Consider the following 25,169-nt stretch of genomic DNA (forward strand, 5'->3'; position numbering starts at 1 on the left):
GAAAACGTGATGAGGTCTTCAGAAAATGCGGGTGGCCTGCAACCACATGCGCGGCTCTCGCTTGGGGCCGTCCGGCTGGTAGTTGCGGACTTGCATAGGCCACGCTGCGGTCAACGTGATCTGGTGCTGCGGGCCGGCTTGCGTCAGGCTCACGCCGTAAGCGCCGAGTTGCACGCCGCTCGTCTCGCGGGTCCAGGAACGCTTGTTGATGCGTACGCCGCCCTTGTCCACAAACATCGCCATCTGCCATCCGGGCGCAGGCATATAGCGCAGCTCGGCGGTGGCCTGCCACCCCTTGTCCCCGGAACCGGCGCCGTTAGGGAATGCGCGCACACCATATGGCCCGCCCAGACTGAACTGCTCAGAACTGTCCAGGTTCTTGGACGGGAGCTGGCCAGTGATCAGGCCATGGAACAAGAAGGGGCCGGGCAGGTTCTGCAGCCGCAGCAGGGTCAGATTGGCCTTGCTGAATGCGCCTGCCGCGCGCTTGTAGAAGCGATCGCCCGTCCTGCTGTTGGAATCGCCAAACCGCAGATTGCCCGTGGAGTAGGACAGATAGGCCGCGCTGCGGCCCCCACCCAGCCACGCATCTTCGGCAGTGCCGTTGACCGACAGAGTCCAGAGGCCGATGCGCTTGCGGTTGCTGATGCCGAAAACATCCATGTTGTCGCGCATGGACTTGTCCTCGTACTGAAGCTGCGTTTGAAGACTCAAGGATCTGCCGCGCAACCAGGGATGCTGAATAAACAGCGTAGAAATGCGCGCCTGGCCATTGGCTTCAAGAATGGAAAAGTCTCGACCCAGCTCATAGCGCATCTCAGATACGCTAACGCCTAGTTTCGTGGCCGAAGGCCCGAACGGGATCTGATAGGCGGCGTGGTAATAGCGCTGCTTTTTGTCGCTGCCCAGCACTCGCAAGTTGAGTTGATCGCCCAGACGCAGCGGATTGTTCAGGTTCAAGCTGCCGCTCAAGCGGTACTCACCCGTGTAGTAGCCACCAAAGTTATCGGCGTCCACGCTGCCAGATATCAGCGGCCCAGGCTCGGCCTGCAACAGCAACTCGGTGGACCCTGGCAAAGATCCGGGCCGCAGCGTGCCTTGTATGTTGAGCCCGGGCAGGTCGTTGATCCGCGCTAGCCGATCATCCAGTTCCTCAAGGTGCACGGCCTGTCCTGCCTTGAGCGGAGCAAGCATCCGGCGCAACACAGAATCTTGCACGCGGCTGTTGTTATCGATCGCCACCCCGTCGTACACACCCTCGAGCACGATAATTTTGACCTTGCCGTCCTCGACGCCTTGCGGCGGCAAATAGGCACGCGCCAACAAGTAGCCGTGGCGGCGGTAGTAGTCCGTGATGCGGGCGGTAGCGGCGCGAAGACCATCAAGATCTTGGTCCGTCTGTTCCAGATCGCGCAATAGGGACTGCAACGTCGCATCGTCAAAAACGTGGACGCCGCTGATGACAAACGCCGCGACCCGCACACGCGGAGAATCGTCATCATCCGATGAAGTGCCGGCGGAGGGTTCTGCTGACGGAACAATAAGCTTGGGCTCCGAGGATGCGGGGCCCAATGCCGGCAACGTGGATTCGATTTCCCGCATGGCGCGGCCTGCGTCGGGAATCTGCGCGTTCGCGAGCAGTGTGGTGGCAAAGAGCGCAATGCCTGAGATAAAAGTTCGAGCGGCGCGGCGGGCGGGTATACGTGGAAAAACTCTGTGCAGACAAGGCGTTGGAATGCGCCTGGACACGGCTAGTTGATTATTTTTATTCACGATCCGCGGATACCCGGCCGGGCATCCGTCCTATTTTTCGTCTTAGTTTCCGGAATGGAATCGAGACACTGCCGCTCTGTGATTCACTTACTTGGTAGGTGAAGCGCTTGAAAACCAGACGGTTTTAGGCGGATAAACAGCAGAGTGTTTTTATTTTGGCAACGTTCGATTGCATATCGAAGTGACTATACGTGCCGAGCACAAACACGTATCCCATATAAATCTGAAATTCTTCTAAGATAAATATGAAAATTACCTGTCTTTTTTCAGATATAAATAGGAAACCTAATCGATTTACCGCGCATGCCCCAAGATGTTTGAGAATAGGGCACCAACCAATGATGCTGACGCGCGATCGTCGCCGAATGATTAGTGACCATTCACGCTGGTTTTTATTGAGATAATTTTATTTTTTGGGGAATGACAGTGGCAGATCTGAGCATACGCGTGGGTTTGGCGGATGATCACCCAATGGTGGCGCTCGGAATATCATCCGAATTAAGCCGTAGCCACGACCTTTCCGTGGAGGGACACTGCTCGAACTCAACAGATCTGATGGAAATGCTGAATGACCGGTCCATTGATGTGCTGGTGGCTGACTACAGCATGCCTGGCGGCAAATATGGCGATGGCCTGGTGTTGATCTCTTATTTGCGCCGCCATTATCCCCGACTGAAAATCGTTATTTACACCATGGTTAACGGCTCGGCGCTTGTCTGGGCGATTGTGAAGCAGGGCGTGAATTGCATCGTTAATAAACGAGATTCCACCGAACATCTGACGCAGGCGGTATTCGCGGCACATCGCGGCACACAATATTATTCGCCCACGATTAAGGACTCTTTGCTGATCAATTTTCTGGCAAAAGACCGGGAACGATTGACGCCACGCGAATCCGAAATCGTCCGGCTATTCTGCTCAGGCACCACCATTAGCGAAATCGCAGATATTCTGCATCGCAGCGTGCAAACGGTCAGTTCCCAAAAACGCAGCGCGATGAAAAAGCTAGGTGTGGCTAGTGATGTGGACCTGTTCAAGACCGTGCTTCAGGGGGATGCGTTCGACGCCTCGTTCTTGTGACGCTTGGACGAGCCCCGGGTGCCGCAGGATGCGGCAAGCGCATGGGGGCAGGCGGCCCGGCTCCCGGGCGTTTTCAGGCCGCTTTGCATTCTTTCGAATTTTTGTGCATAATTCGCCCCCTCTACCTGTTCCCCGATAGCTCAGTCGGTAGAGCGACGGACTGTTAATCCGCAGGTCGCTGGTTCGAGCCCAGCTCGGGGAGCCAAGAATTTGGCAATGCATTCTTTTCCGGCATTGCTCGCAGTACCCCTAAAAAAGCCCGCAACTTGATTGCGGGCTTTTTGCATTGTGGGTTCTTGCATTGCGGCCTTCTGGGCGTAGGATGACGCGCATCTTCTCTTCGCGCCTTCACGTCCGATCACCATGCGTTCCACGCGATCCCTGCCTGCTCTGGTTTCACTGCGCGCTTTTGAAGCGGCAGCACGGCGCCTGAGCTTTTCGCTCGCGGCGCAGGAACTATTCGTCACGCAAAGCGCTATCAGCCACCATATTCAGCGTCTGGAAGCCGAGCTGGGCATCGCGCTGTTTGAACGGCGCACGCGCGCCGTGGCGTTGACGCCTGCGGGTCAGACGTACTTCGAACATGTGCATACCGCCTTCGAACTGTTGCGCAAGGGCACCGACGTAATTCGCGCCCCGGCCGCAACACGCAGCACGCTGAAAGTCGGATTGCTGGCGTCGTTTGCCACGCGCTGGCTCGCGCCGCGCCTGCCGGACTTTGCCGCTGAACATCCCGGCATCGATCTGCAACTGCAGCCCGATATCGGACTGGCCGACGTGGCAGGCGGAGAGGTGGATGTGGCCATCCGCTACGGCCGTGGCGCATGGCCTGGCGTGAAATCCCGCCTGCTGATGACGGAGCGGCTGTCCGTCGTCTGCGCCCCCGCCTTGATCGCGGACCGCCGGCGTCCGCGCACGCCCGCAGACTTGCTGCGCCATCCCATCCTGACCTCGCACGCCCAGCAGCCGTTTGAATGGGACGCCTGGGCAAGGCGTTTCGGCATGGACTTGGGCCCCGCGCAAACCGTGCATTTGCACGACTACAACATCGTCATCGAAGCCGCGATAGCGGGACAGGGACTAGCGATGGGCCGGCACCGGTTGATTGCTTCTTTCTTGGCCAGCGGCGCGCTGGTGGAGGTGTTGCCTGACGCGGTGCTGGACGATCCCCGCATTGGATGGTGGTTCGTCACGCCGCGCGGCACACCCAGCGCCGCAGCTCAGGCGCTGCATGACTGGCTAAAGGAAACGGGGTCAACATCCGGCGCATAGGGTTCCCCGAAGACGCATTAGTTTTGCTCATGCGTACAGGGCAAGAATTGATTGGTCACCTGCCGCCGGTACCGATAGCATCAACGCTTGCCCCTTCAACTTTCCCACTCAGGTGAACCAATATGACCCGCACGATCTCCGGCCGCGTGGCCGAACTGGGCCTGGCCCTGGAAGCCGCCGCCGCCCCTGCCGCCAATTACGTCCCCTATGTGTTGGAAGGGAATCTGCTCTACATCTCGGGCCAGATCTCGCGCAAGAACGGCAAGGCCGCTCATCTGGGCCAACTGGGGAATCAGGTGTCGGATGCCGACGGCGTAGAAGCAGCACGGCTATCTGCGCTTGGCCTCCTGTCCCAGATCGCCGCCGCCACCGGCGACAAGCTGGACCGGGTTGCGCGTGTCGTGCGCCTGGGCGTTTTTGTGGCCAGCACGCCTGAATTCAACCGCCAGAGCGCCATCGCCAACGGCGCGTCCGACCTGATGGTAGAAGTGTTCGGCGATGCCGGCCGTCATGCGCGCAGCGCCGTCGGCGTGGCGTCCTTGCCGCAGGGAGTCGCCGTGGAAGTCGAAGCCGTCATCGCCCTGACGCAAGCCTGATCCGAGACAGACCGCGCCGGGCGCCCGTCCGGCGCGAGACTAGGAATTCCGTATGCCCGCCCCCTTGTCCGCAGACGCGGTCCGCAATCTACGCGCCCTGACGCCAGGTGCGCAACACAGCGTTCATTTCAACCACGCGGGCTCATCGCTGCCATCCGCGGCGACCTTGCAAGCCATCCGCGCGCATCTGGAGCGTGAAGCCACGCAAGGACCGATGGAGGCCGGCGTCGCCTCGCGTGCGCTGACCGAAAGCGCACGCACGCTGGGTGCGAGGCTGCTCAATGCGCAGCCGGAAGAAATCGCGCTGACCACTGGACATTCAGCGGGCTGGGGCGCCGCCTTCGCCGCGCTGCCGCCATGGCGGCCCGGCGACCGCATCCTGGTCGGCCGTCACGAATGGGGCGGCAATCTGGCCACGATGCGGTTCACGGCGGAGCGCGCCGGCGCAGTGCTGGAAACCATCCCGTCAGACGACAGCGGTTGCGTGGACCCCGATGCCTTGGCCGCCATGCTGGACGACCGCGTGCGCTTGATAGCGTTGACTTGGTTGCCCGCCAATGGCGGTCTGATCAACCCGGCTGCTGCGGTCGGACGCGTGGCCCGCCAGCACGGCATTCCTTATTTCGTCGACGCCGCCCAAGCCGTGGGCCAATTGCCCGTCGATGTCGAGGCGATCGCTTGCGACGTATTGACCGCCCCCGGCCGCAAAGCCTTGCGCGGCCCGCGCGGCACGGGCCTGTTATACGTCCGGCGTGCATTTCTGGACCAGATTACGCCCGCCTTTGTGGATACCTATTCCGCGCCGCTGGGCGCGGAAGGCCAGCCCATGCTGCGCCAGGACGCCGCGCGTATGGAATCAGCCGAGAATTCGCTGGCCCTTCGTTGCGGCCTGGCCAACGCCTTGCAGGAAGCCCTGGACATCGGCCTGGACTCCATCCGCGCCACTATTGCTGCCACGGCCCAGACCCTGCGTACCGAACTGGCGGCTATTCCAGGTATCACGGTGCTGGATCAGGGGCGTGAACAATCCGGACTGGTGGCCTTCAATCTGGCCGGCCACGATGCCGTTGCCGTGCAACGCGCCCTGGCGGCAGAGGGCATCACCATCGGCAGTAACGGCGTGCCCTATACCCCGCTGGACATGCAGGCACGCGGACTCACGCAGATCGCAAGAGCGTCGGTCAGCTACCTGACCACTGATGCCGAGGTGCGCCGCTTGCTGGATGCGTTGCGGCAGCTGACTCGCTGAAACCGCACGCCCGCCGTCGCTACGCAGCGACGTGGGCCTTGAACGGCGACCACTTCGTAAACACCAGCAGGTTGCCGAACATCACCAACCCCAGACCCGCGAAAGCGGCTGGGGTCCACTGATAACCCTCGGCCACCGTAGAGACGGTTAACGCTACGACGGGAAACAGCACCGTGCAATACGCGGCGCGGGCAGGTCCCATGCGCCCCACCAGGGTCAGATAGGCGGTAAAGCCGATGACGGACCCTGGGATCGCCAGATAGAGCAGGGCACCGACGTAGGCGGATGACGTGTCGAAGCGGAACGGCACGCCTGCCACCGTGCAACCCGCCAGCAGGATCGCAGCGCCATACAGCATGCTGTACGCATTGCCCGTCAGCGGCCGGATGCCGGCGCGCTGCTGCAAGGACGACAGCATGTTGCCGGTGGAAAAACAAAACGTGCCCAACAAGGCGAAACCCAGGCCCAAGAGCGTTTCATGGCTGGCCTGCTGGCTGGCGAGTTCCGGCCAGAACAAGAGCACCAGGCCCGAAAATCCAAACACTCCCGCCACCATCACGCGCGGCGCCACCCGGGTACCAAACCACAAGCGAGCATTGAGCGCATTCCACAAGGTTGCTGCCGAAAACACCACCGAGACCAGGCCGCTGGGTATCCACTGCGTTGCCGTGTAGAAACACAGAAAGTTCAAACAGAACAGGCACAGCCCTTGGCCCACGCACAGCGCATGCGCGCGCCGGTCCATCTTTTGCAGCTTTCGGGCCAGCAGCAAAGCCACAAACAACACCAGGCCCGCTAACGCAAAGCGATAAAAAATGGACACGGGAATCGCCACCACGCCCAGTTGAAGCTTGATGGCAATCCAGGTGGTGCCCCAGATAACGACAGTCAGAAAGTACAGAAAGAGATTCACGATGCGATGCGCGGCAAGAATTGGGGACATGACGCTGGCCATTCATACGGCCAGCCGGACTACCAGTGTGCGCGGGTCCGGCCTGACGTAATTGCCTGATCTTGCGGTTTTTGCTCAACAGCCACGCGCGCGGTGAACAAGTTCGCAGTAGCATTTCTCTTCTATGGCTTCCGCTGCCTCGGCCCCGGCCGATTTCTCCGTCTTTCGCACTTTGTCGCGTTCCACCGCCAGTCTGGAACGCGCCGCCCCCTTGGGCGAGGGCATGGCTATTTCGCAATGGTCGCGCAGCGCCCGCGAAACGCTGGGCTATGACTCGCCCGGACATCACACGCTGTCTCTGTACCTGCAGGGCGGCGATAAATCCTACCGGCTCGGGCATGACACGCTGCATGGCGGGGCAGGCAAATTCTGCGTGCTGCCGGCCGAGCACTATTCGCGCTGGAGCATGAACGACACGGTGCATTTCCTGCATCTGTACATTGCCCCTGAACGCCTGGCGCGCGAAGCCGTCATGCGGCTGGACTGTGAACCCCGCACGCTGGAATTGCGCGACCGCACCTATATCCAGGACGACTCCCTGATCGATGTGTGCCGGCAACTGCTAGGCACCGACTGGACGCAACCGGCAGACCGCCTGGCGGCCAGCAGCGCAGCGGAAACGGTGCTGCACCACCTGCTGAACCAAGGGGTCGCCCGCAAGTCCAGCCCGCCTTCCCGCGGCGGCCTGGCGCCCGCTGTGCGCCGGCGCATCATGGACTACGTGGACGCCCACCTGAGCGAACCGCTGACGCTGGACCAGCTGGCAGGCGTGGCGGCGCTGTCCACTTATCACTTTGCGCGGATGTTCCACACCTCGTTTGGCGAACCGCCGCACGCCTGGGTACGCGGACGCCGGCTGGCGCATGCCCGCAGCCTTCTAACCGCAGGCAAGAGTGATCTGGCCGGCATTGCTCAGGCCAGCGGTTTTGGCAATGCCAGTCATCTGTCGCGGGTGTTTCACGAGGCTGTTGGCGTCACGCCTGGCCAGTACCGCAACGCGCGCCGCCAACACTGACCGGCACGTTTGTCCGGCCCCGATTGTCGATCGGCCGGGTCTACAATGGCGCATCGCCCATAGCGGCCTGACGACGCGGTCCAACCGCGCCCCCAATCCGACGCGATGCCGTCCCCGACCTCTCGCGACACTGCTCACCTGGCCGACCCCGCCCAGCCGCGCGCCCTGCGCGCGCATTGGCTGGCCGAACTGATCCGCCTGCGTGAAACGCATTGGGGTCCGCTGGACGACACGGACGCCGTCCGCCGCGTGCGCCAACTGAACACGGATTTGCCATCGCGTATTCTGGCGCGCGCTGCGCTGCTGGCCCAACGCGAAAACCTGACCTCGCTGGTCGACACATGGAGCCGCAGCGCCCGCGCGATCCTGGCGGCGCTATTCGTGCTGGCCCTGGTATCGGGCATCGGCGTCGCCCTCGGCGCTTTGGGCGATGGTTCCCGGCCAGTCAATGTGCTGTGGGCGCTAGGCGCCTTGCTTGGGCTGCATGCGCTGACCTTTCTGCTATGGCTGGCCAGCTTCTTGCTGCGGCCTTCCGCCATGACCGGCCTGGGCCGGCTGTGGTTATGGGCCACACGCAAACTGGCGCGCGGGCCCGATAGCGCACTGGTTCCGCAGGCGTTCCTGAACCTGCTGGCACGCGCTGGCGCCTTGCGCTGGGTCTTTGGCGCCGTGAGTCATCTGCTGTGGCTGACGGCGCTGTGCGCTGCCCTGGCGGCCCTGCTGGCGGTGCTGTCCACCGCCAGCTACCGCTTCATCTGGGCCACTACGCTCTTGGCCCCCGACACCTTTGTCTGGCTGACGCAGGTCATCGGCTGGCTGCCGGCGCATCTGGGTTTCCCATTGCCGGACGCCGCGACCGTTCGCGCGAGCGATGGCTCGCAGACGCTATCTGCCGAGGCCCAGGTTCAATGGTCGCTATGGCTTATCGGTGTCGTGGTGGTCTACGGCATCTTGCCCCGTCTGCTGGCTGGCGCGCTCTGCGTGGCCGCCACGCTGCGTACCCTGCGCGCTTTGCGCATTGATCCCCTGCTGGCCGGTTTCTTGCCCTTGCATGACAGGCTGGAGCCTGCCGCGCAGTCCACCGGCATCGACCGGCCCGTGGACCCTTTGCACGAACCGCGGGTGCATGCCCCCTCTCTTGCCAGCCTGGGCGGTCAACCGGTACTGCTGGGGCTGGAACTGCCCGCCGACCTGGACTGGCCGCCAGCAGGTGTCCCAGCGTCGGTTCAACTTGCGGGCAATCTGGACTCGCGGGAAGAGCGCAATCGCGTGCTGGACGCGCTGGCGCAGGCTGCTGCCTCGCGCCTGATGATCGCCTGTGATGCGCGCCAGACGCCTGACCGTGGCACCTTGTCATTGATTGCCGAACTGTCCGCCCACGCGGGGCAGACTCGCGTGTGGCTGATCACGCCAGATGCTGGCGCTGCGGCCACCCGTGAGCCGTTATGGCGCGAACGCCTGCTGGCGCTGGGACTGACCGCCCCCGACATCCTGCAAACCCCTAACGCGCCTCTTAAGTGGCTGGAGTCCGGTCATGGCTGATGAGCTGATCAAGATTGCGCTGGTTGGCCACACCAATACCGGCAAAACGTCGCTCTTGCGCACGCTTACGCGCGACACCACGTTTGGCGATGTTGCCGACAGCCCCGGTACGACACGCCACGTAGAAGGCGCGCGCTTGCGGCTGGAAGGCCGCCCCGTGCTGGAATGGTTCGACACCCCCGGCATGGAAGACAGCATCGCCTTGCTGGAATACCTGGAACGCCTGGCCCGCCCGGACGAACGCCTGGATGGCCCTTCGCGCATCCGCCGTTTTCTGGATACGCCCGAAGCGCATGGCCGCTACGAACAGGAAGCCCGCGTCCTGACGAAAATGCTGGATTGCGATGCCGCGCTGTATGTCATCGACGCGCGCGATCCGGTGCTGGGCAAACATCGCGATGAACTGGCCATTCTTGCGGCTTGCGGCCGCCCCTTGCTGCCGGTACTGAATTTCGTGAACGCGCCTGCCCATCGGGCAGATGAATGGCGCGCCGCCATGGCGCGGCTGGGCCTGCATGCCGTTGTGGAATTCGACACCGTCGCACCCGCGCTGGATGGCGAACAACAGCTCTACGCCAAACTCGGCGTCCTGCTGGACCGGCACGCCGCCACGCTGAACCGGCTGTCCGAAAGCCTGAGCGCCCAACGGCAGGCGCGCCATGCTGCCGCCTACGAACTGCTGGCCGATCTGCTGATCGACGTCGCGGCGCTCCATCTTTCCAGTCCCAGCAACGACGACGCGCTGGCTGCCGCATCGAACCAATTGCGCGAAAAAGTACGCCAGCGTGAACAGGCCTGCGTGACCGCCTTGCTCGCGCTCTACAACTTCAAACCCTCCGACTTCACCGAAGACACCTTGCCGCTGCAAGGCGAGCGATGGAGCATGGATCTGTTCCACCCCCAGGCGCTCATGGACATGGGCGTGCAGGTAGGCATGGGCGCTGCTGCCGGAGCCATGGCGGGCGCGGCTGTGGACCTGTTCAGCGCTGGCCTCACGCTGGGCACAGGCACCTTGATTGGAGCTGCGGCGGGCGGCCTCTGGCAGGGCGTGGAAAAACTGGGAAAACGCGTCGCAGGCAAGCTGCGCGGCTGGCGTGAGATCAGTGTGGACGATGCCGTGCTGCGTTTACTGGCGCTGCGTGAACGCCAGCTGATTGATGCGCTGGAACGCCGGGGCCACGCCGCGCGCGAGCCCTTGAAGCTGGCGCTTCCAGACGATGATGCCTGGCGCAAAGGCCCCTTGCCCGACGCATTGAAAGAAGCGCGCAGCCGGCCCGAGTGGTCAGCGCTAGGCAAACACCACGAAGACAGCGACCGCCGCAAGCACGTGGTGCAGGAATTGGCGAAAACCCTTGCCTGCGAACCGCCACAAGCGATCTGAGCCGCATCGCCGCAGGCCGCGCCAAACGCACCATTCACGCTTGCCGGCAAGCAAGTACTAACCCCAATCCAAACCGATTGACGCTTAAACGAATCGATCTATAAGATTCGCTTTGCATCGGCGCGGGCCTGTCCCCGCCATGACAATCACAAGGGGTTGGGTCTATCGTGAAGTCGAAGTCCACAGCAGTGATTTCCGCCATCGCCATCTTCGGCCTGTGCGCCTCTCGCGCCATGCGCCGCTCGTCCCCACACCATCTTTCGTCGTAAGCAGCAACGCCATGCCCCGCGTCCTAATGGGGCCGGGGCCCTGTCACTTCTGTCGCGCGATCCGCGCATCACACGGAGCATGAGGGCTATGCGTACTTTTCCTCACCTAAAGCAAGCTGCGCTGGCCGCCGCCATCGCCGCCTCGCTGGCATTCAGCGCTGGCGCTTCGGCCAAGACCTTCCACTGGTCCTATCAGGGCGACGCCACATCAATGGACCCGATGGCGCTGAACGAAACGTTCACGCTGGGCTTCCAGGGCAATATCTACGAAACGCTGGCGGGCTACGACGGCAACCTGAAACTGACTCCGCTACTGGCCGAAAGCTGGGAAAACCCCGAGCCCACGAAGTGGATCTTCAAGCTGCGTAAGGATGTGAAGTTCCACGACGGTTCGCCCTTCACTGCGGACGACGTGATCTTTTCCTGGAAGCGCAGCCTGACGCCCGGCTCCGACATGAAGGGCTACGGCGCCAAAGCGTCCGACATCAAGAAGGTGGACGACTACACCGTTGAAGTCACCACGCCCACGCCGAACCCCATCCTGCCGCGTGAATGGGTGTTCTTGTACATCATGAGCAAGACGTGGGCCGAAAAGAACAAGACCACCGAGGCCACCAACGTCAAGGGCGACAACCAGGGCAACTACGCCAACCTGAACGCCAACGGCACTGGCCCCTTCATGCTGGTTTCGCGCCAGCCTGACGTGAAGACCGTACTCAAGCGCTATGACGGCTACTGGAACAAGAACATCAAGACCAATGTCGATGAGGTCATCTTCCAGCCGATCACGCAAGAAGCCACACGCGTTGCCGCGCTGATCTCGGGCGAAATGGACCTGGTGCAACCCGTGCCCGTTCAGGACTGGAAGCGCCTGGAAGACGCCAAGGGCGTAAAACCGCTGACCGCACCCGAAGCCCGCGCCATCTTCATTGGCATGGACCAGGACCGCGACGAATTGCTGTTCTCGGATGTGAAGGGCAAGAACCCCTTCAAAGATCCCAAGGTGCGCGAAGCCGTCGTGCTGGCGGTCGACACCAAGGCCATCAACGAGAAGATCATGCGCGGCGCGGCCAAGCCGCTGGGTTCGCTGGTGGCCACCGCCATCAACGGCTACGACGAATCCTACGGCGCGCCGTACAAGCCCGATCCCGAACGCGCCAAGAAGCTGCTGGCCGAAGCGGGATACCCGAAGGGCTTCACGGTCACGATGGACTGCCCGAACGACCGCTACGTCAATGACGAAAAGGTCTGCCAGGCGGTGGCCGGCATGCTGGCCCGCGTCGGCATCAAGATCAACCTGCTGGCCCAGACCAAGTCTAAGTACTTCGGCAAGATCCTGCTGCAAGCCGGCAATCAGACCAGCATGTACATGTTGGGCTGGACGCCCAGCTCCACCGACGCACACAACGCGCTCTTGAACCTGACGTCGTGCCGCGACGCCAAAACCGCAGCCGGCCAATTCAACCTGGGTGGTTACTGCAACAAGACGGTGGACGATCTGACCAACAAGATCGGTGTGGAAACAGACCAGACCAAGCGCAATGCCATGATCAAGGAAGCCTTCGAGATCGTGCGCAAAGACTTCGGCTACCTGCCGCTGCATCAGCAGCCCATGTCGTGGGGTGTGAAGGACAACATCAAGGTCATCCAGCGCGCCGACGACGTGCTTGACCTGCGCGACGTCGTCCTGCCGTAACCCTGGCTGATGTGAGCCCCGGATGGCGCCCGCCATCCGGGCGCGCCCGGCCCAGCCCCGCTTCCGGCCTTGCCCGGGAACGCGGCCCGGCGTTTTCTGAATTCGAGGGCACTCAATAATGCTTTCTTTTATTGCGCAACGGCTTATCCAGTCGGTGCTGGTGATGTTGACGGTAGCGCTGATCGCGTTCTCCATGTTCCGGTATGTTGGCGACCCGATCGCCAGCATGGTCGGGCAAGACACCACGCCCGAGCAACGCGCGCAGTTGCGCGGCGAGCTTGGCCTGGACGATCCCTTTGTCGTGCAGTTCGCACGTTTTGTCGGCAATGCGGTGCAAGGCGATTTCGGTATCTCTTACCGCCAGCGCAGGCCAGTCAGCGAACTGCTCGAAGAACGCATGCCCGCCACGCTGGAACTGTCTTTTGTCTCTGCCGTCATGGCGCTGGCGCTGGGTATCCCGATGGGTATCTACACCGCGCTCAAACGCCACGGCGTTCTGTCCAAGGCGTTCATGGCGATCTCGCTTGCGGGTATTTCGCTGCCGACTTTCCTCATCGGCATTCTGCTGATTCTGGTCTTTGGCGTGCAGTTGCGATGGCTGCCTAGTTTCGGACGCGGCGATGTTGTGAGCATAGGGTGGTGGACCACCGGCTTTCTCACCAAGTCAGGATGGCTGGCGTTGATCATGCCGGCCATCACGCTGGCGTTATTTCAGATGACCTTGATCATGCGGCTGGTGCGCGCCGAGATGCTGGAAGTGCTGCGCGCTGACTTCATCAAGTTTGCGCGGGCCCGCGGTCTGCCCGAACGGCTGATCAACTTTCGCCACGCCTTGAAAAACACGCTGGTGCCCGTCATCACCATCACCGGCCTGCAGCTGGGTTCCATCATCGCATTCGCGATCATCACGGAAACCGTCTTTCAATGGCCCGGCATGGGACTCTTGTTCATCCAGGCGATCAGCATGGTGGACATCCCGGTCATGGCCGCCTATTTGGTCTTGATTGCCTTCATGTTTGTGGTCATCAATCTGGTCGTCGACCTGCTGTACTTCGCCGTAGACCCGCGTCTGCGCGTGCAGAGCAAGTAAAGGAATCCGTATGATTGCTCGCATCGCTCCCTTCTTCGCCCGCGCGGCCGACAGCGACATCTGGCACAGCTTCAAGCGTTCGCCCGGCGCCATCATCGCCGCGATCGTTACGCTGGCCATTCTGCTGGGCGCGCTGTTCGCGCCTATCATCGCGCCGCACAACCCCTTTGATCTGGCCTCCTTGAGCATCATGGACGCCAACACGCCGCCAGCCTGGGAAGAGGGCGGCAGCGCTGACTTTCTGCTGGGCACTGACGACCAGGGCCGCGACATTCTTTCAGCCGTGCTGTATGGATCGCGCGTGTCCCTGCTGGTGGGTTTTGCCTCGGTTCTGTTTTCGATGGTGCTGGGTGTCTCGTTAGGTTTGATCAGCGGTTACGCCGGCGGCCGCATCGACAGCTTCATCATGCGCATCGCGGATGTCCAACTGTCGTTTCCGGCCATTCTGGTTGCACTGTTGATCGACGGCGTGGCTCGCGGCGTGCTGCCGCGCGACATGCATGATCAGTTGGCGCTGTACGTGCTGATCTTTGCTATCGGCATATCCGGGTGGGTGCAATACGCCCGCACGGTGCGGGGTTCCACCCTGGTCGAACGCAACAAGGAATACGTGCAAGCCGCGCGCCTGATCGGCATTGGCCCCATCACGATTTTGCGCCGCCACATCCTGCCCAACGTCATGGGCCCTGTGCTGGTCATTGCCACCATTCACCTGGCGATCGCGATCATCACCGAAGCCACGCTGTCGTTCCTGGGCGTCGGCGTGCCGCCCACCGCGCCATCGCTGGGCACCTTGATCCGCATCGGCAACAGCTATTTGTTCTCGGGCATGTGGTGGATTTCCATCTTCCCCGGCATTGCGCTGGTGGCGCTGGTGCTATCAGTCAACCTGCTGGGCGACTGGCTGCGCGACGCGCTCAACCCCAAGCTGCGCTGAGGACGTCATGGCCCTGTTGAACATTGAAGACATCCGTATTGAATTTCCCAGCCGCCGCGGCACGCTGGTGGCCGTGGACGGCGTATCGCTGGCTTTGGAAAAAGGCGAGATCCTGGGCGTGGTGGGTGAATCCGGCGCCGGCAAGTCAACCATAGGCAATGCGGTAATCGGATTGCTGGAAGCCCCCGGGCGCCTGGCGGCAGGCTCGGTACTGTTGAACGGCGAGCGCATCGACACCCTGACGCCCGCGCAGAAACGCAAAGTGCGCGGCCGCCGCATCGGCATGATCTTTCAAGATCCGTTGACCTCGCTGGACCCGCTGCAAACGGTCGAGAGCCAGTTGGTCGAGACTATGCAGGTGCACTTGAATCTGGGGCACGCTGAGGCCAAGAAACGCGCAATACAGCTATTGGTTCAGGTCGGCATCGACCAGCCCGAACTGCGCGTCAAACAATACCCGCACCAATTCTCAGGCGGCATGCGTCAGCGCGTGGTGATTGCGCTGGCGCTGTGCTGCGAGCCCGAAGTCATCATTGCCGACGAACCCACCACGGCGCTGGACGTATCCATTCAGGCGCAGATTCTGGAGCTGCTTAAAAAGCTGTGCCGCGAAGAGCAGGTGGGCATGATCATCATCACGCACGACATGGGCGTGATCGCGGAAGTGACTGATCGTGTAGCAGTGCTGTATCACGGCAAGCTGGTTGAACAGGGTTCTACCGCAAAGATTCTGGGCGACCCCGACCATCCCTACACCCGCAGTCTGATCTCGGCCGTGCCGCGCCCCGACATCAAGCTCAAGCGCTTTCCCCTCGTCACCTATATCGAAGACGTCAAGACGCCATCCCAGCCGCTCGATCTGGCCACACATTGGCTGGGCCAGCGGCGCGACTTTGGCGCACACACGGATGGCCCGCTGGTGCAGGTGCGCGACCTGAGCATGCGTTTTGTCTTGAAGCCCGCATTGCTCAAGCGCAACCAACGCACGCTGGACGCGGTAAAACGCGTGAACTTCTCAATCGGCGAAGGTGAAGTTTTCGGGCTGGTCGGCGAATCCGGTTCGGGCAAGTCCACCGTCGCGCGCCTGATCTCCGGGCTGTACACACCGTCGGAAGGCTCGGTCAATTTTGGCGGCACTGACCTGACCGCGCTCAAGGGCGAAAAGCAGCTCAATCCGTTCCGGCGCCAGATTCAGATGATCTTTCAAGATCCGTTCTCGTCCTTGAACCCGCGCATGCGCGTGCTGGACATCATCGCCGAACCCATCCGCTTTCATAAGCTGGCCTCAAGCGAAGCCGAGGCGCGGCGCATTGTGGCCAATCTGCTGGACGTGGTGGGCCTGGGCGACCGCGCCGCCGAGCGCTTTCCGCATGAATTCTCGGGCGGCCAGCGCCAGCGCATCTGCATCGCGCGCGCGCTGGCCACGCGCCCCCGCTTTCTGATCTGTGACGAACCCACCTCTGCGCTGGACGTATCCATCCAGGCGCAAATCCTGAACCTGCTGAAAGACCTGCAAGAAGAGCTGGGCCTGACCATGCTGTTCATCAGCCACGACCTGCCCGTGATCCGCCAGATGTGCGATCGGGTGGGCGTGATGCGTTACGGCGAACTGCTGGAAGTGGCAGACACCGAAACGCTCTTCCAGCATCCGCAACATCCATACAGCCAACACCTGCTTGGCCTGATGCCCCGCCTGCAATCCATGTCCCGGGAGGGCCTGGACGTGGTGGGCTGACGGCCTCAAGCGCAAACCGGAGCGAGACATGACGGCGACACGACAGACCCTTTTCATTGGCGGCCAGATTTTTGATGGCAAGGGCAAGGTATTGCGTGACCACGGCGTACTGGTCGAGGGCCAGCGTATCTTGCGCGTAGCGCCGGCTGGCGAATTCGAAGGCTTTAGCGGCATCAAGATCAACACCGCAGGCTTGACGCTATTGCCCAGTCTGGCGGACTGCCATGTTCACCTGGTCTATACAGGCAGTGCAGATCCCAATGCGCAGCTCAACAAGCAGGGACCCGCTCAGATCACGCTGACGGCGCTGGAGAATGCACAGGCCAGCCTGCGCGGCGGCGTTACCGCGCTACGCGATTGCGGCGGTAAGGATTATCTGGAATTCGGCGTGCGGGACGCGATTGCACGCGGCGTTTTCCCCGGCCCCACCATCAAAGCGTCGGGCCGCATCATCTGCATGACGGGCGGCCACGGCAACCGTATCGGCCGCATCGCCGACGGCTGTGATGACGTGGTGCGCGCCGTGCGCGAACAAGTCCATGCCGGCTGCGACCTGGTGAAGATCATGGCAACGGGCGGCGTGATGACACCCGGCGTCAGCCCCATGGATGCCCACTACAGCTTTGATGAATTGAAAGCGGGCGTGCACGAAGCCAAGCGCTTCAGAAAAAGCACCGCCAGCCACGCGCAGGGCACGCAAGGCATTCTGAATGCTGTGCGGGCCGGCATCGATTCCATCGAGCACGGCATCTTCATGGACGACGATTGCCTACGCGAAATGCTGGAAGCGCAAACCTATCTGGTGCCCACCATCGCGGCGGTGCGCAACATCATTGCCAACGCCGACAACGGCATCCCGGCGTACGCGGTGGAAAAGGCGCGCGCCGTCGAACAGCGCCACCGCGAATCATTCCAGATGTACTACAAGGCGGGCGGACGCATTGCGATGGGCACGGACGCGGGCACGCCGTTCAATCTGCACGGCGACAACGCCATGGAATTGGCCTTCATGGTGGAATTCGGCATGACGCCTGTTGATGCGCTTATCGCAGGCACGTCGCGCGGCCATGACCTGATGGGGATGGACCAGCACGGCGTCATCGCCAATGGCAACGTGGCAGACCTGCTGCTGGTGCAGGGCGACCCCACCGAAGACATCTTGAAAGCGGCGGACAAGCGCTTCCATGTTGCGGTGCTGCGCAACGGCGAGGTCGCGGCAGGCGCGCTGCCTGGCTGAACTCGGCCGCCAGCTCGACGACGCCCATGACTGGCATGGGCGTCGCAGCGCATTATTTCGCGCCCAGAACGAGTTTTGCGAACAACTCTTCGACAGGAAACCGCTCGCCGTTGAAGTCAGCTTGCCCATCGCTGTAGGCCAGGTTCACCACGAATTTTCCCTGTTCAATCTTGCCCCAACCGCGCTGGACCATCTGGTCGCGCATGTCTTCCACACGTCTCCGGGCCTCACTCAGCGCTTCGGCATCTGACACCCCTTCAACCTGAAGGTCCGCCGCCAGAAAATCCGCAAGATTGTCCGTTGAGATCGCCAGCCGCACATTCAACTTCTGAATCAGTTCTTTCAGGATTCCGGCGAGCGACCGGTTCCAGAACATCGGTGAATCCAGTTTGACGTCGAATTGCAACGTGGAAACGCCGCTGGCCGTTTCGAGCTCCAGCGACGACAACGAAAATTCCGGCTTGGCCGACAGAAACTTCACGACGTGCGACATGCCCACCAGCTCTGATCCCAGCCCTCGTTCGCGCTCAACGCCCGCCGCTTTTTCCTTTTCGCGCGCTTCGTAGAATTCTCTGAACGCCCTCAGCGAATTCATATCCACGTTGCGCATACCCGCAACAAGCCGCGCCTTCGCCACATGCTTGTTGCGTACGCTGATACCGCCTAAATCCAGGCTCAGATTGCCATCCGTGCTAGTGGCGGCTTCGCTCGTGTCTATCGCCAGCGCGATGTCCTTCAGCGTGAATACCGACTTATCCGACACCACATCCCACTGCTTTATCGCTACCTTCGTGACCTCTTTCTCGATGCCGTCGGAAGACACGGACGCATCATAGGCAACTGCCAATGCTTGCATGGACAGACGACGATCACCCTTTGGGTTGGGTTCGGAAAACGTTGCGCGATCTGACGCGACCGAGAACACAAGACCCTTGCCGCCTGCTTGGCGGCTGGCCTGACCCGTCATTCCGGAGAAACTCAGGGTGGTGCCATCCTTGGTGTATTCAACAGGCGCCATTTCCATATTGCCGGATACATTGCCGCCAAAGCGGGCCAATATCTCGGCGTGCATGGGCGTCACGCCCTTGGCCGCCGCGAACCACGCTTCAGAGTCCGGCGTCTGCTCAACCTGAATGCGGGTGGCCGCCAGGGCCGGCACAAGGTCTCCGGCAGAGAGTCTGGACCAGGGAAATGGACCGTGCTCAATCTGCGCCAGGAACTCAAGCCTGGATTCCTTGGCGGGTTGCCCCGCCTCTGCACGTTTCGTGACGTTCAAGCCGTAGCGCGCGCGGGACGTGAATACGCCGCGCTCAAACGACATCGTTTCTACAGCCGCTGTCAGACCCAGCTTCTCGGCCAAATGCGCCACGTCTGCATTGATGCGTTCGACCTGTTGCGCAAGCCGGATCTCCGCCTGTTGCCCCGTGTACCAGGCGGTGCCCGTCCAGGCCGCGCCCAACGCCAGCACCGCCACGATTACCCACACCCGTTTCTTCATGATGCCCCTGGTTTACCGTTATGGCCGCCACCTGACCCACGGGCGCACCCTTAAATGAAAACGGGCCGCGGCACACTCTCGCGCCACAGCCCGCCTGCGCCTCTGTTCAAGGCGGCTATCTTACTAGCGCTGCTTAGCGCCCCATGGCGCCGCTCATGACCATCATCAGGAACTGTTCAACCGGCATCTTCTTGCCGTTGAAGTCCACTTGGCCGTCAGCGTAGTTCAGGTAGGAAACGATGCTGTCGTTTTCAACCTTGGCCACGCCCATCGCGGTTGCCATCGTGCCGATCATTTCAACCTGGCCCTTGGCGGTTTGCGCGGCTTGTTCGGCCGGCACACCGCGCACCTGCGGTTCGATCGCCATCAGGTCGCCCAGGTTGCCCTTGGACAGCACCAGCTTGGCATCCAGCTTGCGCACGGCTTGCATCAGCATTTGCGAAGCGTCGCCATCCATCGCCGCCGGCTTGGTCAGGTCCAGATTCAGATTGAAGGTGGACTTGCCGTTGGCGGTGCGCACTTCCAGCGGGGCAACGGCCAAGGTCGGGTTGCCGGCCAGAATCAGCTCGGCATTGGTCTTCATGATCTGCTTTTCTTCGTCCGTGAACTCAGGCGTCTGCTGCGCGCCCTTGCTTTGCAGCATGCGGGTCGACGCGGCTTCATAGACAGCATTGATTGCCTTGAATGCCTTGGCATCCACCTTCTGCAAATCAATCGCCAGCTTCAGGCCGGCCATGTCCTTGTCCTGCACATTGATCATGCCGAAGTCCAGGACCATCTTGGCGCCCATGGCCGCGCCCGCTTCCGTCAAGTCAACGGCAATAGCGGTGTCCTTCAACTGGACCGGGGGACGTTCCTTGGAGGTGATCGTCCAGTTCTTGAACGCCACCTTCTGGCTGCCCAGGTACATGGAATCGCCGTTCTGCGTCAGGTCGCCGTTGATGGCGATGCCCTTCATCGACATGCTCACGATGTCGCTGGTGTCGGACGGGCCGGAAAGGTCCAGGCCATCGGAGTTCAGCGCAAACACGGCACGCTTGCTGCTGGTCGTGTAATCGATGTCGCCCTTCATACCCGTGAAGGTCAGCTTGGTATCGCCCTGGGCGAAAGTCACCGGAGCCACGTCAAACGTGCCGCTGACGTTCTTGCTGTAGCTGACGCTGTAATGACCCGACAGAGGAACGGCGCCCTTGGCGGCGGTGAACCATTCCTGCACGGCAGGCGATTCTTCCAGCGCGAAGTCGCTGGCCATCATGGCGGGCGCAAACTTGCCGGCCTTCAGGTTGGACAGGGGGAAGGGGCCATGATTCAGATGCTCGACGAACAGCACGTCGCGCTCTTGCGCCGGCTTGCCTTGGGCAGCAGGAGTCGTGAGCCGGACGCGATAGTGCGCGGTGGACGAGAAAACGCCGCGCTCAAACGACAGCAGCTCCATGGACGAAGCGATGCCCCACTTATCGAAGCCCTTCTTCAGCTGCACGTTGCCATCAGCGATTTCGTTTTTAATGAAATCCTCGGCCTTTTGGCCCGTGTACCAAGCCCCGCCAGTCCAGGCTGCGCCCAGCACCACGACGATCCCCAATATTGCCGACTTTTTCATTGCGATCCTTTATTCTTGAAATGGATATAAGCGATCGAATTATAGGGAGAGCCGCCTAGGGAAAACACTTAATTCGTTCATACCGGTTGCGATTTGTTGCTGAATATTGCCATTCCATTAAATCGATCCGGTGCTGCACCGCGACATCAGCTACAATCGCGGCGTGTGCTTTGCCAATCTGCACACGTTCGCTAGGCCCTTCGCTGCCAAGCTTCGCCCATCAGGGCGCTTCCCTTTTCTCCTTATTCGTCCGCCTGGATTGGAGTCTCTCAACTTGAGCGACGGGCTGCCGCTGGAGTTGTTTTGACTACCTCTTCCCCTTTTGCCGACCTCGGGCTGGCTGATTCCCTGTTGCGCGCTATTGCCGATACCGGCTACACCGCACCCACGCCTATTCAAGCCCAGGCCATTCCGCAAGTTCTGAAAGGCGGCGACCTGCTCGCAGCCGCCCAGACCGGCACCGGCAAAACCGCCGGCTTCACATTGCCGATCCTGCATCTGCTGATGCAACAAAAGCCCGAGCTGCGTAAGCCCGGCCGCCCCCGCTGCCTGATTCTGACCCCGACGCGTGAATTGACCGCGCAGGTTGCGGAATCGGTGCAAACCTACGGCAAATACACCTCGCTGACGTCCATGGTGATGTTTGGCGGCGTCAACATCAATCCCCAGATTTCCGCGCTGCGTAAGCCGCTGGACATCCTGGTGGCCACGCCCGGCCGCTTGCTGGATCACTGCGGCCAGAAAACGGTGGACTTGTCCGGCGTTGAAATTCTGGTGCTGGACGAAGCCGACCGCATGCTGGACATGGGCTTCATCCGCGACATCCGCAAGATTCTCGCGCTGCTGCCCAAGCAACGCCAGAACCTGCTGTTCTCGGCCACGTTCTCCGACGAGATCCGCACCCTGGCTCGCGGTGTATTGAATAACCCGGGTGAAGTTTCCGTCACCCCGCGCAACACCGCCACCGAACTGGTCACCCAGACGGTGCACATGGTGGAACAGCACCACAAGCGCGACCTGATCAGCCACATCATCCGTGAAAGCGGCTGGCATCAGGTGCTGGTTTTCACCCGCACCAAGCACGGCGCGAACCGCCTGGCTGAAAAGCTGGTCAAGGACGGCCTGACCGCCGCCGCCATCCACGGCAACAAGAGCCAATCGGCCCGCACGCGCGCGCTGGCAGGCTTCAAGGACGCCACGGTAACGGTGCTGGTTGCGACTGATATCGCCGCCCGTGGCCTGGATATCGACCAACTGCCCCAGGTAGTTAACTTCGAACTGCCCAACGTGCCGGAAGACTACGTCCACCGTATCGGCCGCACGGGCCGCGCAGGCGCCACCGGCGCCGCGGTCTCGCTGGTCGACAACAGCGAAATCAAGCTGTTGAAGGACATCGAGCGCCTGATCAAGAAGACGATCGAGCGCAAGCCCGTGGAAGGCTGGACCCCGTCGCCCACCAGCGCGGCCGCTTTCGAACGCCAAGAGCGCGATGAAGACGCGCGCAGCCCGCGCGGCGGCAATCGCAACGGCGGCCGTGGCGGTAACGGCGGCAATGCAGGCCGTAGCAACGGTGGCGGCAATGCAGGCGCGGGGCGTTCACGCCCGGCTCAAGGCGGCCAACCCCGCGCTGCCGCTGGCGGCCGCGCCCCGGCGCCGGCTCGTGCTGGCGGCGAAGGCCGCGGCAACGGCGGCCCGCGCGACGGCAAGCCCGCAGACCGTCCGGCTCACGCCGGCCGTGGCGAAGGCCGTCCGCAGCAAAGCCAGCGCCGTCCTGAAGGGGCTTCCCGCCCCGCTCAGGGACGCCCGTCCGGTGGCCCGCGCGCGGCATTGCTAAGCAAGTAATCCGAAGCAAGTAATATCACCGCCTAACCCATACCTGCGACCGACGGACCCGCGCCATCATGCCCTTATCTACCTGGTTGACGTTCTTCCTGGCCTCCTGGGCCATTTCGTTCTCACCCGGGGCGGGCGCGATTTCGGCCATGTCTTCCGGTCTCAAGTACGGATTTGCGCGCGGCTACTGGAACACGGCGGGCCTCATCATGGGCATCCTGTTCCAGTTTGTCGTCGTTGCCGTCGGGTTGGGCGCGGTGCTTGCCACCTCGGAAATGGCCTTCAATGTGGTCAAGTATCTGGGTGTGGCCTACCTGATCTATCTGGGCGTGCGTCAGATCCGCACCGACGCCGCGCCTGTCGCGGTCGATTCGGGCGATCCGAAGCGGGCTTCGATTCGTGATCTGGTCATGCGCGGTTTCCTGATCAACACCATGAACCCTAAAGGCACGGTGTTCCTCTTGGCCGTGGTGCCGCAATTCGTAGACACGGCATTGCCGCTGGCCTCGCAATACGCGGCGCTGGCGGCCACGCTGGCGTTTACCGACCTGGTGGCCATGGGCGTGTACACGCTGTTGGCTGCGCGCGTGCTGCGCATGCTGCGCGATGTCAAACACATCCGCTGGATGAACCGGACCTTTGGTTCGCTGTTTATCCTGGCCGGCGTGTTCCTGGCGTCGTTCCGCCGCCATTCCTGAATATGATGCGAGGGGCACGCGCTGGCAGCAGCGCGTGCCCCTCGCTTTTCATGCACGACACCGGACCGCGCCGGATTAAATGCGGCGTTGAATAAAATCCCCCGATCATGACTATTCCTCAAGAAGTTGCGCGGCGCCGAACATTCGCCATCATTTCCCACCCTGACGCGGGTAAAACCACGTTGACGGAAAAGCTGTTGCTGTTCGCAGGCGCGATTCAGATCGCCGGCAGCGTGAAGGCGCGCAAAGCGTCGCGCCATGCCTCGTCCGACTGGATGGAAATTGAAAAGCAGCGCGGCATTTCCGTAGCGTCTTCCGTGATGCAGATGGAATACCGCGACTGCGTCATCAACCTGCTCGACACCCCGGGCCACCAGGACTTCTCTGAAGATACCTACCGGGTGCTGACGGCAGTGGATGCCGCGCTGATGGTGATCGATGCCGCAAACGGCGTCGAACCGCAAACCATCCGCCTGCTGCAAGTTTGCCGCGCGCGCAACACGCCCATCATCACGTTCATCAACAAGATGGACCGCGAAGTGCGCGAACCGCTGGAACTGTTATCGGAAATCGAAGGCCACCTGGGCATGGATGCCGTGCCGTTTTCGTGGCCGGTTGGCATGGGCAAGGCGTTCGGCGGCGTGTTCGACATCCGCCGCGACCGCATGCGCGTGTTCCGCCCCGGGCAGGAACGCCGCTCGGACAACGATGACGTTATCGAAGGCCTGACCAACCCCGAAATCGGCCGTCGTTACGGCTCGGCATTCGAGCAGGCCAGTGGCGAGATCGAGCTCATCAATGAAGCCGCGCCCGCGTTCAACCGCGAGCAGTTTCTGGCGGGCAAGCAGACGCCCGTGTTCTTCGGATCGGCCATCAACAACTTCGGCGTGCAAGAAGTGCTGGACGCGCTGGTTGACCACGCGCCGCCTCCCGGCCCGCGCCTCGCGCTGCAACGCGAAGTGCTGCCCGAAGAACCCAAGTTCACCGGCGTGGTGTTCAAGGTGCAGGCCAACATGGACCCGGCCCACCGCGACCGCGTCGCCTTTGTACGCGTAAGCTCCGGCCGTTTCGAGCGCGGCATGCGATTGAAGGTCGCGCGCACCAACAAGGAAATGCGCCCGAATAACGTGGTGTCTTTCTTGTCGCAACGGCGCGAGCTGCTGGACGAAGCCTATGCCGGCGACGTGATTGGTATCCCCAACCATGGCGTGCTGCAACTGGGCGACGTGCTGACGGAAGGCGAGACGCTGCAATTCACCGGCTTGCCGTTCTTCGCGCCCGAGCTGTTCCAGGCCGTCGAAGTCAAAGACCCGCTGCGCACCAAACAACTGCGTACCGGCCTGACCCAATTGGGTGAAGAGGGCGCCATTCAGGTGTTCCGTCCCGTGGCTGCTGGCGGCTCGTTGCTGTTGGGCGCTATCGGCCAGTTGCAGTTTGAAGTGGTGGCCCACCGCCTGAAGACCGAGTATGGCGCGGACGCCCGGATGCTGCCTTCCCGCTACACAATGGCACGTTGGATTACGTCTGAAAACCCAAAGGCATTGCGCAAGTTCATGGATGCCAATGCGGCTCATATCGCCTATGATGTGGTCGATGCGGCGGCGTTTTTGGTCAGTTCCCCTGCGCAGTTGCGCGTAGCCGAGGAACTGTATCCCGATGTGAAATTCCACGCCATGCGAGAGCACGGCGGTAAGGTTTTCGGGGACAAGGCGTAAA

Annotated in this window: 19 protein-coding genes and 1 tRNA gene; 16 read left to right on the forward strand and 4 right to left on the reverse strand. The window is 61.8% G+C overall.

The window, feature by feature from the left end; genetic code table 11:
• Positions 1-18: 18 nt before the first annotated feature.
• Positions 19-1,602, reverse strand: a complete 1,584-nt coding sequence (locus tag RAS12_RS20940; RefSeq protein WP_306939811.1) for a ShlB/FhaC/HecB family hemolysin secretion/activation protein — start codon at positions 1,600-1,602, stop codon at positions 19-21.
• 597 nt (positions 1,603-2,199) lie between these two features.
• Between RAS12_RS20940 and RAS12_RS20945 the strand changes: the two genes are divergently transcribed.
• The 5 genes from RAS12_RS20945 to RAS12_RS20965 all read left to right on the forward strand — a co-directional run bounded on the left by RAS12_RS20945 (position 2,200) and on the right by RAS12_RS20965 (position 5,970).
• Complete coding sequence (locus RAS12_RS20945; RefSeq protein WP_306939813.1) at positions 2,200-2,853, forward strand: response regulator; 654 nt, start codon at positions 2,200-2,202, stop codon at positions 2,851-2,853.
• 129 nt (positions 2,854-2,982) lie between these two features.
• Positions 2,983-3,058: transfer RNA gene (locus RAS12_RS20950), tRNA-Asn, on the forward strand.
• Positions 3,059-3,216: 158 nt separating this feature from the next.
• A complete protein-coding gene (locus RAS12_RS20955) occupies positions 3,217-4,125 on the forward strand; it encodes a LysR substrate-binding domain-containing protein (protein ID WP_306939815.1) in 909 nt (302 codons plus the stop codon).
• A gap of 122 nt (positions 4,126-4,247) precedes the next feature.
• Positions 4,248-4,721, forward strand: a complete 474-nt coding sequence (locus RAS12_RS20960; protein WP_306939816.1) for a RidA family protein — start codon at positions 4,248-4,250, stop codon at positions 4,719-4,721.
• Between the two features lie 52 nt (positions 4,722-4,773).
• On the forward strand, positions 4,774-5,970 hold the full coding sequence (locus RAS12_RS20965; RefSeq protein WP_306939818.1) for an aminotransferase class V-fold PLP-dependent enzyme: 1,197 nt from the start codon (positions 4,774-4,776) through the stop codon (positions 5,968-5,970).
• A gap of 19 nt (positions 5,971-5,989) precedes the next feature.
• Here RAS12_RS20965 and RAS12_RS20970 read toward each other — a convergent pair whose 3' ends face one another.
• Positions 5,990-6,883, reverse strand: coding sequence for a DMT family transporter (locus RAS12_RS20970; RefSeq protein WP_306951549.1), 894 nt, complete (start codon positions 6,881-6,883; stop codon positions 5,990-5,992).
• A 163-nt stretch (positions 6,884-7,046) separates the two neighbouring features.
• Here RAS12_RS20970 and RAS12_RS20975 point away from each other — a divergent pair, with 163 nt between their 5' ends.
• The 8 genes from RAS12_RS20975 (at position 7,047) to RAS12_RS21010 (ending at position 17,824) form a co-directional block, all read left to right on the forward strand.
• Positions 7,047-7,937, forward strand: a complete 891-nt coding sequence (locus RAS12_RS20975; protein WP_306939819.1) for a helix-turn-helix domain-containing protein — start codon at positions 7,047-7,049, stop codon at positions 7,935-7,937.
• A gap of 105 nt (positions 7,938-8,042) precedes the next feature.
• The gene (locus RAS12_RS20980; RefSeq protein WP_306939821.1) at positions 8,043-9,479 is read left to right on the forward strand and encodes a DUF2868 domain-containing protein; all 1,437 of its coding nucleotides are present in this window, start codon (positions 8,043-8,045) and stop codon (positions 9,477-9,479) included.
• Positions 9,472-10,860 (forward strand): GTPase/DUF3482 domain-containing protein, encoded by a 1,389-nt coding sequence (locus tag RAS12_RS20985; RefSeq protein WP_306939823.1) that lies wholly within the window; start codon positions 9,472-9,474, stop codon positions 10,858-10,860. The genes RAS12_RS20980 and RAS12_RS20985 overlap by 8 nt, the downstream gene beginning before the upstream one ends.
• 357 nt (positions 10,861-11,217) lie before the next feature.
• Positions 11,218-12,825 carry an ABC transporter substrate-binding protein gene (locus RAS12_RS20990; protein WP_306939825.1) on the forward strand — a complete coding sequence of 536 codons (1,608 nt, stop codon included), beginning with the start codon at positions 11,218-11,220 and terminating at the stop codon, positions 12,823-12,825.
• A 118-nt stretch (positions 12,826-12,943) separates the two neighbouring features.
• Positions 12,944-13,915, forward strand: coding sequence for an ABC transporter permease (locus RAS12_RS20995; RefSeq protein ID WP_306939826.1), 972 nt, complete (start codon positions 12,944-12,946; stop codon positions 13,913-13,915).
• Positions 13,916-13,925: 10 nt separating this feature from the next.
• A complete protein-coding gene (locus RAS12_RS21000) occupies positions 13,926-14,852 on the forward strand; it encodes an ABC transporter permease (RefSeq protein WP_306939828.1) in 927 nt (308 codons plus the stop codon).
• Positions 14,853-14,859: 7 nt separating this feature from the next.
• Positions 14,860-16,587: a dipeptide ABC transporter ATP-binding protein gene (locus tag RAS12_RS21005; protein ID WP_306939831.1), complete on the forward strand. Its 1,728-nt coding sequence runs from the start codon at positions 14,860-14,862 to the stop codon at positions 16,585-16,587.
• 28 nt (positions 16,588-16,615) lie between these two features.
• Positions 16,616-17,824 (forward strand): metal-dependent hydrolase family protein, encoded by a 1,209-nt coding sequence (locus RAS12_RS21010; RefSeq protein WP_306939833.1) that lies wholly within the window; start codon positions 16,616-16,618, stop codon positions 17,822-17,824.
• 52 nt (positions 17,825-17,876) lie between these two features.
• On the opposite strand, the gene RAS12_RS21015 is transcribed toward RAS12_RS21010, so the two are convergent.
• Together RAS12_RS21015 and RAS12_RS21020 are read right to left on the reverse strand one after the other, a co-directional pair.
• Positions 17,877-19,322, reverse strand: coding sequence for a YdgA family protein (locus RAS12_RS21015; protein WP_306939835.1), 1,446 nt, complete (start codon positions 19,320-19,322; stop codon positions 17,877-17,879).
• A 133-nt stretch (positions 19,323-19,455) separates the two neighbouring features.
• On the reverse strand, positions 19,456-20,922 hold the full coding sequence (locus tag RAS12_RS21020; RefSeq protein ID WP_306939837.1) for a YdgA family protein: 1,467 nt from the start codon (positions 20,920-20,922) through the stop codon (positions 19,456-19,458).
• Between the two features lie 303 nt (positions 20,923-21,225).
• On the opposite strand from RAS12_RS21020, the gene RAS12_RS21025 reads away from it, so the two are divergent.
• The 3 genes from RAS12_RS21025 to RAS12_RS21035 all read left to right on the forward strand — a co-directional run bounded on the left by RAS12_RS21025 (position 21,226) and on the right by RAS12_RS21035 (position 25,168).
• Positions 21,226-22,764, forward strand: coding sequence for a DEAD/DEAH box helicase (locus tag RAS12_RS21025; protein WP_306939839.1), 1,539 nt, complete (start codon positions 21,226-21,228; stop codon positions 22,762-22,764).
• Positions 22,765-22,823: 59 nt separating this feature from the next.
• A complete protein-coding gene (locus RAS12_RS21030) occupies positions 22,824-23,453 on the forward strand; it encodes a LysE family translocator (protein WP_306939840.1) in 630 nt (209 codons plus the stop codon).
• Between the two features lie 107 nt (positions 23,454-23,560).
• A complete protein-coding gene (locus RAS12_RS21035; protein WP_306939841.1) occupies positions 23,561-25,168 on the forward strand; it encodes a peptide chain release factor 3 in 1,608 nt (535 codons plus the stop codon).
• Position 25,169: the final 1 nt, after the last annotated feature.

The sequence above is a fragment of the Achromobacter seleniivolatilans genome (genome assembly GCF_030864005.1).
Taxonomy (GTDB): Bacteria; Pseudomonadota; Gammaproteobacteria; order Burkholderiales; family Burkholderiaceae_B; genus Achromobacter; species Achromobacter seleniivolatilans.

Bases quoted from the DNA above. Each gene is read 5' to 3' on its own strand.
- RAS12_RS21010 (WP_306939833.1), top strand. From the start codon at position 16,616: ATGACGGCGACACGACAGACCCTTTTCATTGGCGGCCAGATTTTTGAT.
- RAS12_RS20960 (WP_306939816.1), top strand. From the start codon at position 4,248: ATGACCCGCACGATCTCCGGCCGCGTGGCCGAACTGGGCCTGGCCCTG.
- RAS12_RS20990 (WP_306939825.1), top strand. From the start codon at position 11,218: ATGCGTACTTTTCCTCACCTAAAGCAAGCTGCGCTGGCCGCCGCCATC.
- RAS12_RS20955 (WP_306939815.1), top strand. From the start codon at position 3,217: ATGCGTTCCACGCGATCCCTGCCTGCTCTGGTTTCACTGCGCGCTTTT.
- RAS12_RS20980 (WP_306939821.1), top strand. From the start codon at position 8,043: ATGCCGTCCCCGACCTCTCGCGACACTGCTCACCTGGCCGACCCCGCC.
- RAS12_RS21035 (WP_306939841.1), top strand. From the start codon at position 23,561: ATGACTATTCCTCAAGAAGTTGCGCGGCGCCGAACATTCGCCATCATT.
- RAS12_RS21005 (WP_306939831.1), top strand. From the start codon at position 14,860: ATGGCCCTGTTGAACATTGAAGACATCCGTATTGAATTTCCCAGCCGC.
- RAS12_RS20995 (WP_306939826.1), top strand. From the start codon at position 12,944: ATGCTTTCTTTTATTGCGCAACGGCTTATCCAGTCGGTGCTGGTGATG.
- RAS12_RS20965 (WP_306939818.1), top strand. From the start codon at position 4,774: ATGCCCGCCCCCTTGTCCGCAGACGCGGTCCGCAATCTACGCGCCCTG.
- RAS12_RS21030 (WP_306939840.1), top strand. From the start codon at position 22,824: ATGCCCTTATCTACCTGGTTGACGTTCTTCCTGGCCTCCTGGGCCATT.
- RAS12_RS21015 (WP_306939835.1), bottom strand. From the start codon at position 19,322: ATGAAGAAACGGGTGTGGGTAATCGTGGCGGTGCTGGCGTTGGGCGCG.
- RAS12_RS21020 (WP_306939837.1), bottom strand. From the start codon at position 20,922: ATGAAAAAGTCGGCAATATTGGGGATCGTCGTGGTGCTGGGCGCAGCC.
- RAS12_RS21000 (WP_306939828.1), top strand. From the start codon at position 13,926: ATGATTGCTCGCATCGCTCCCTTCTTCGCCCGCGCGGCCGACAGCGAC.
- RAS12_RS20940 (WP_306939811.1), bottom strand. From the start codon at position 1,602: ATGCGGGAAATCGAATCCACGTTGCCGGCATTGGGCCCCGCATCCTCG.
- RAS12_RS20985 (WP_306939823.1), top strand. From the start codon at position 9,472: ATGGCTGATGAGCTGATCAAGATTGCGCTGGTTGGCCACACCAATACC.
- RAS12_RS20975 (WP_306939819.1), top strand. From the start codon at position 7,047: ATGGCTTCCGCTGCCTCGGCCCCGGCCGATTTCTCCGTCTTTCGCACT.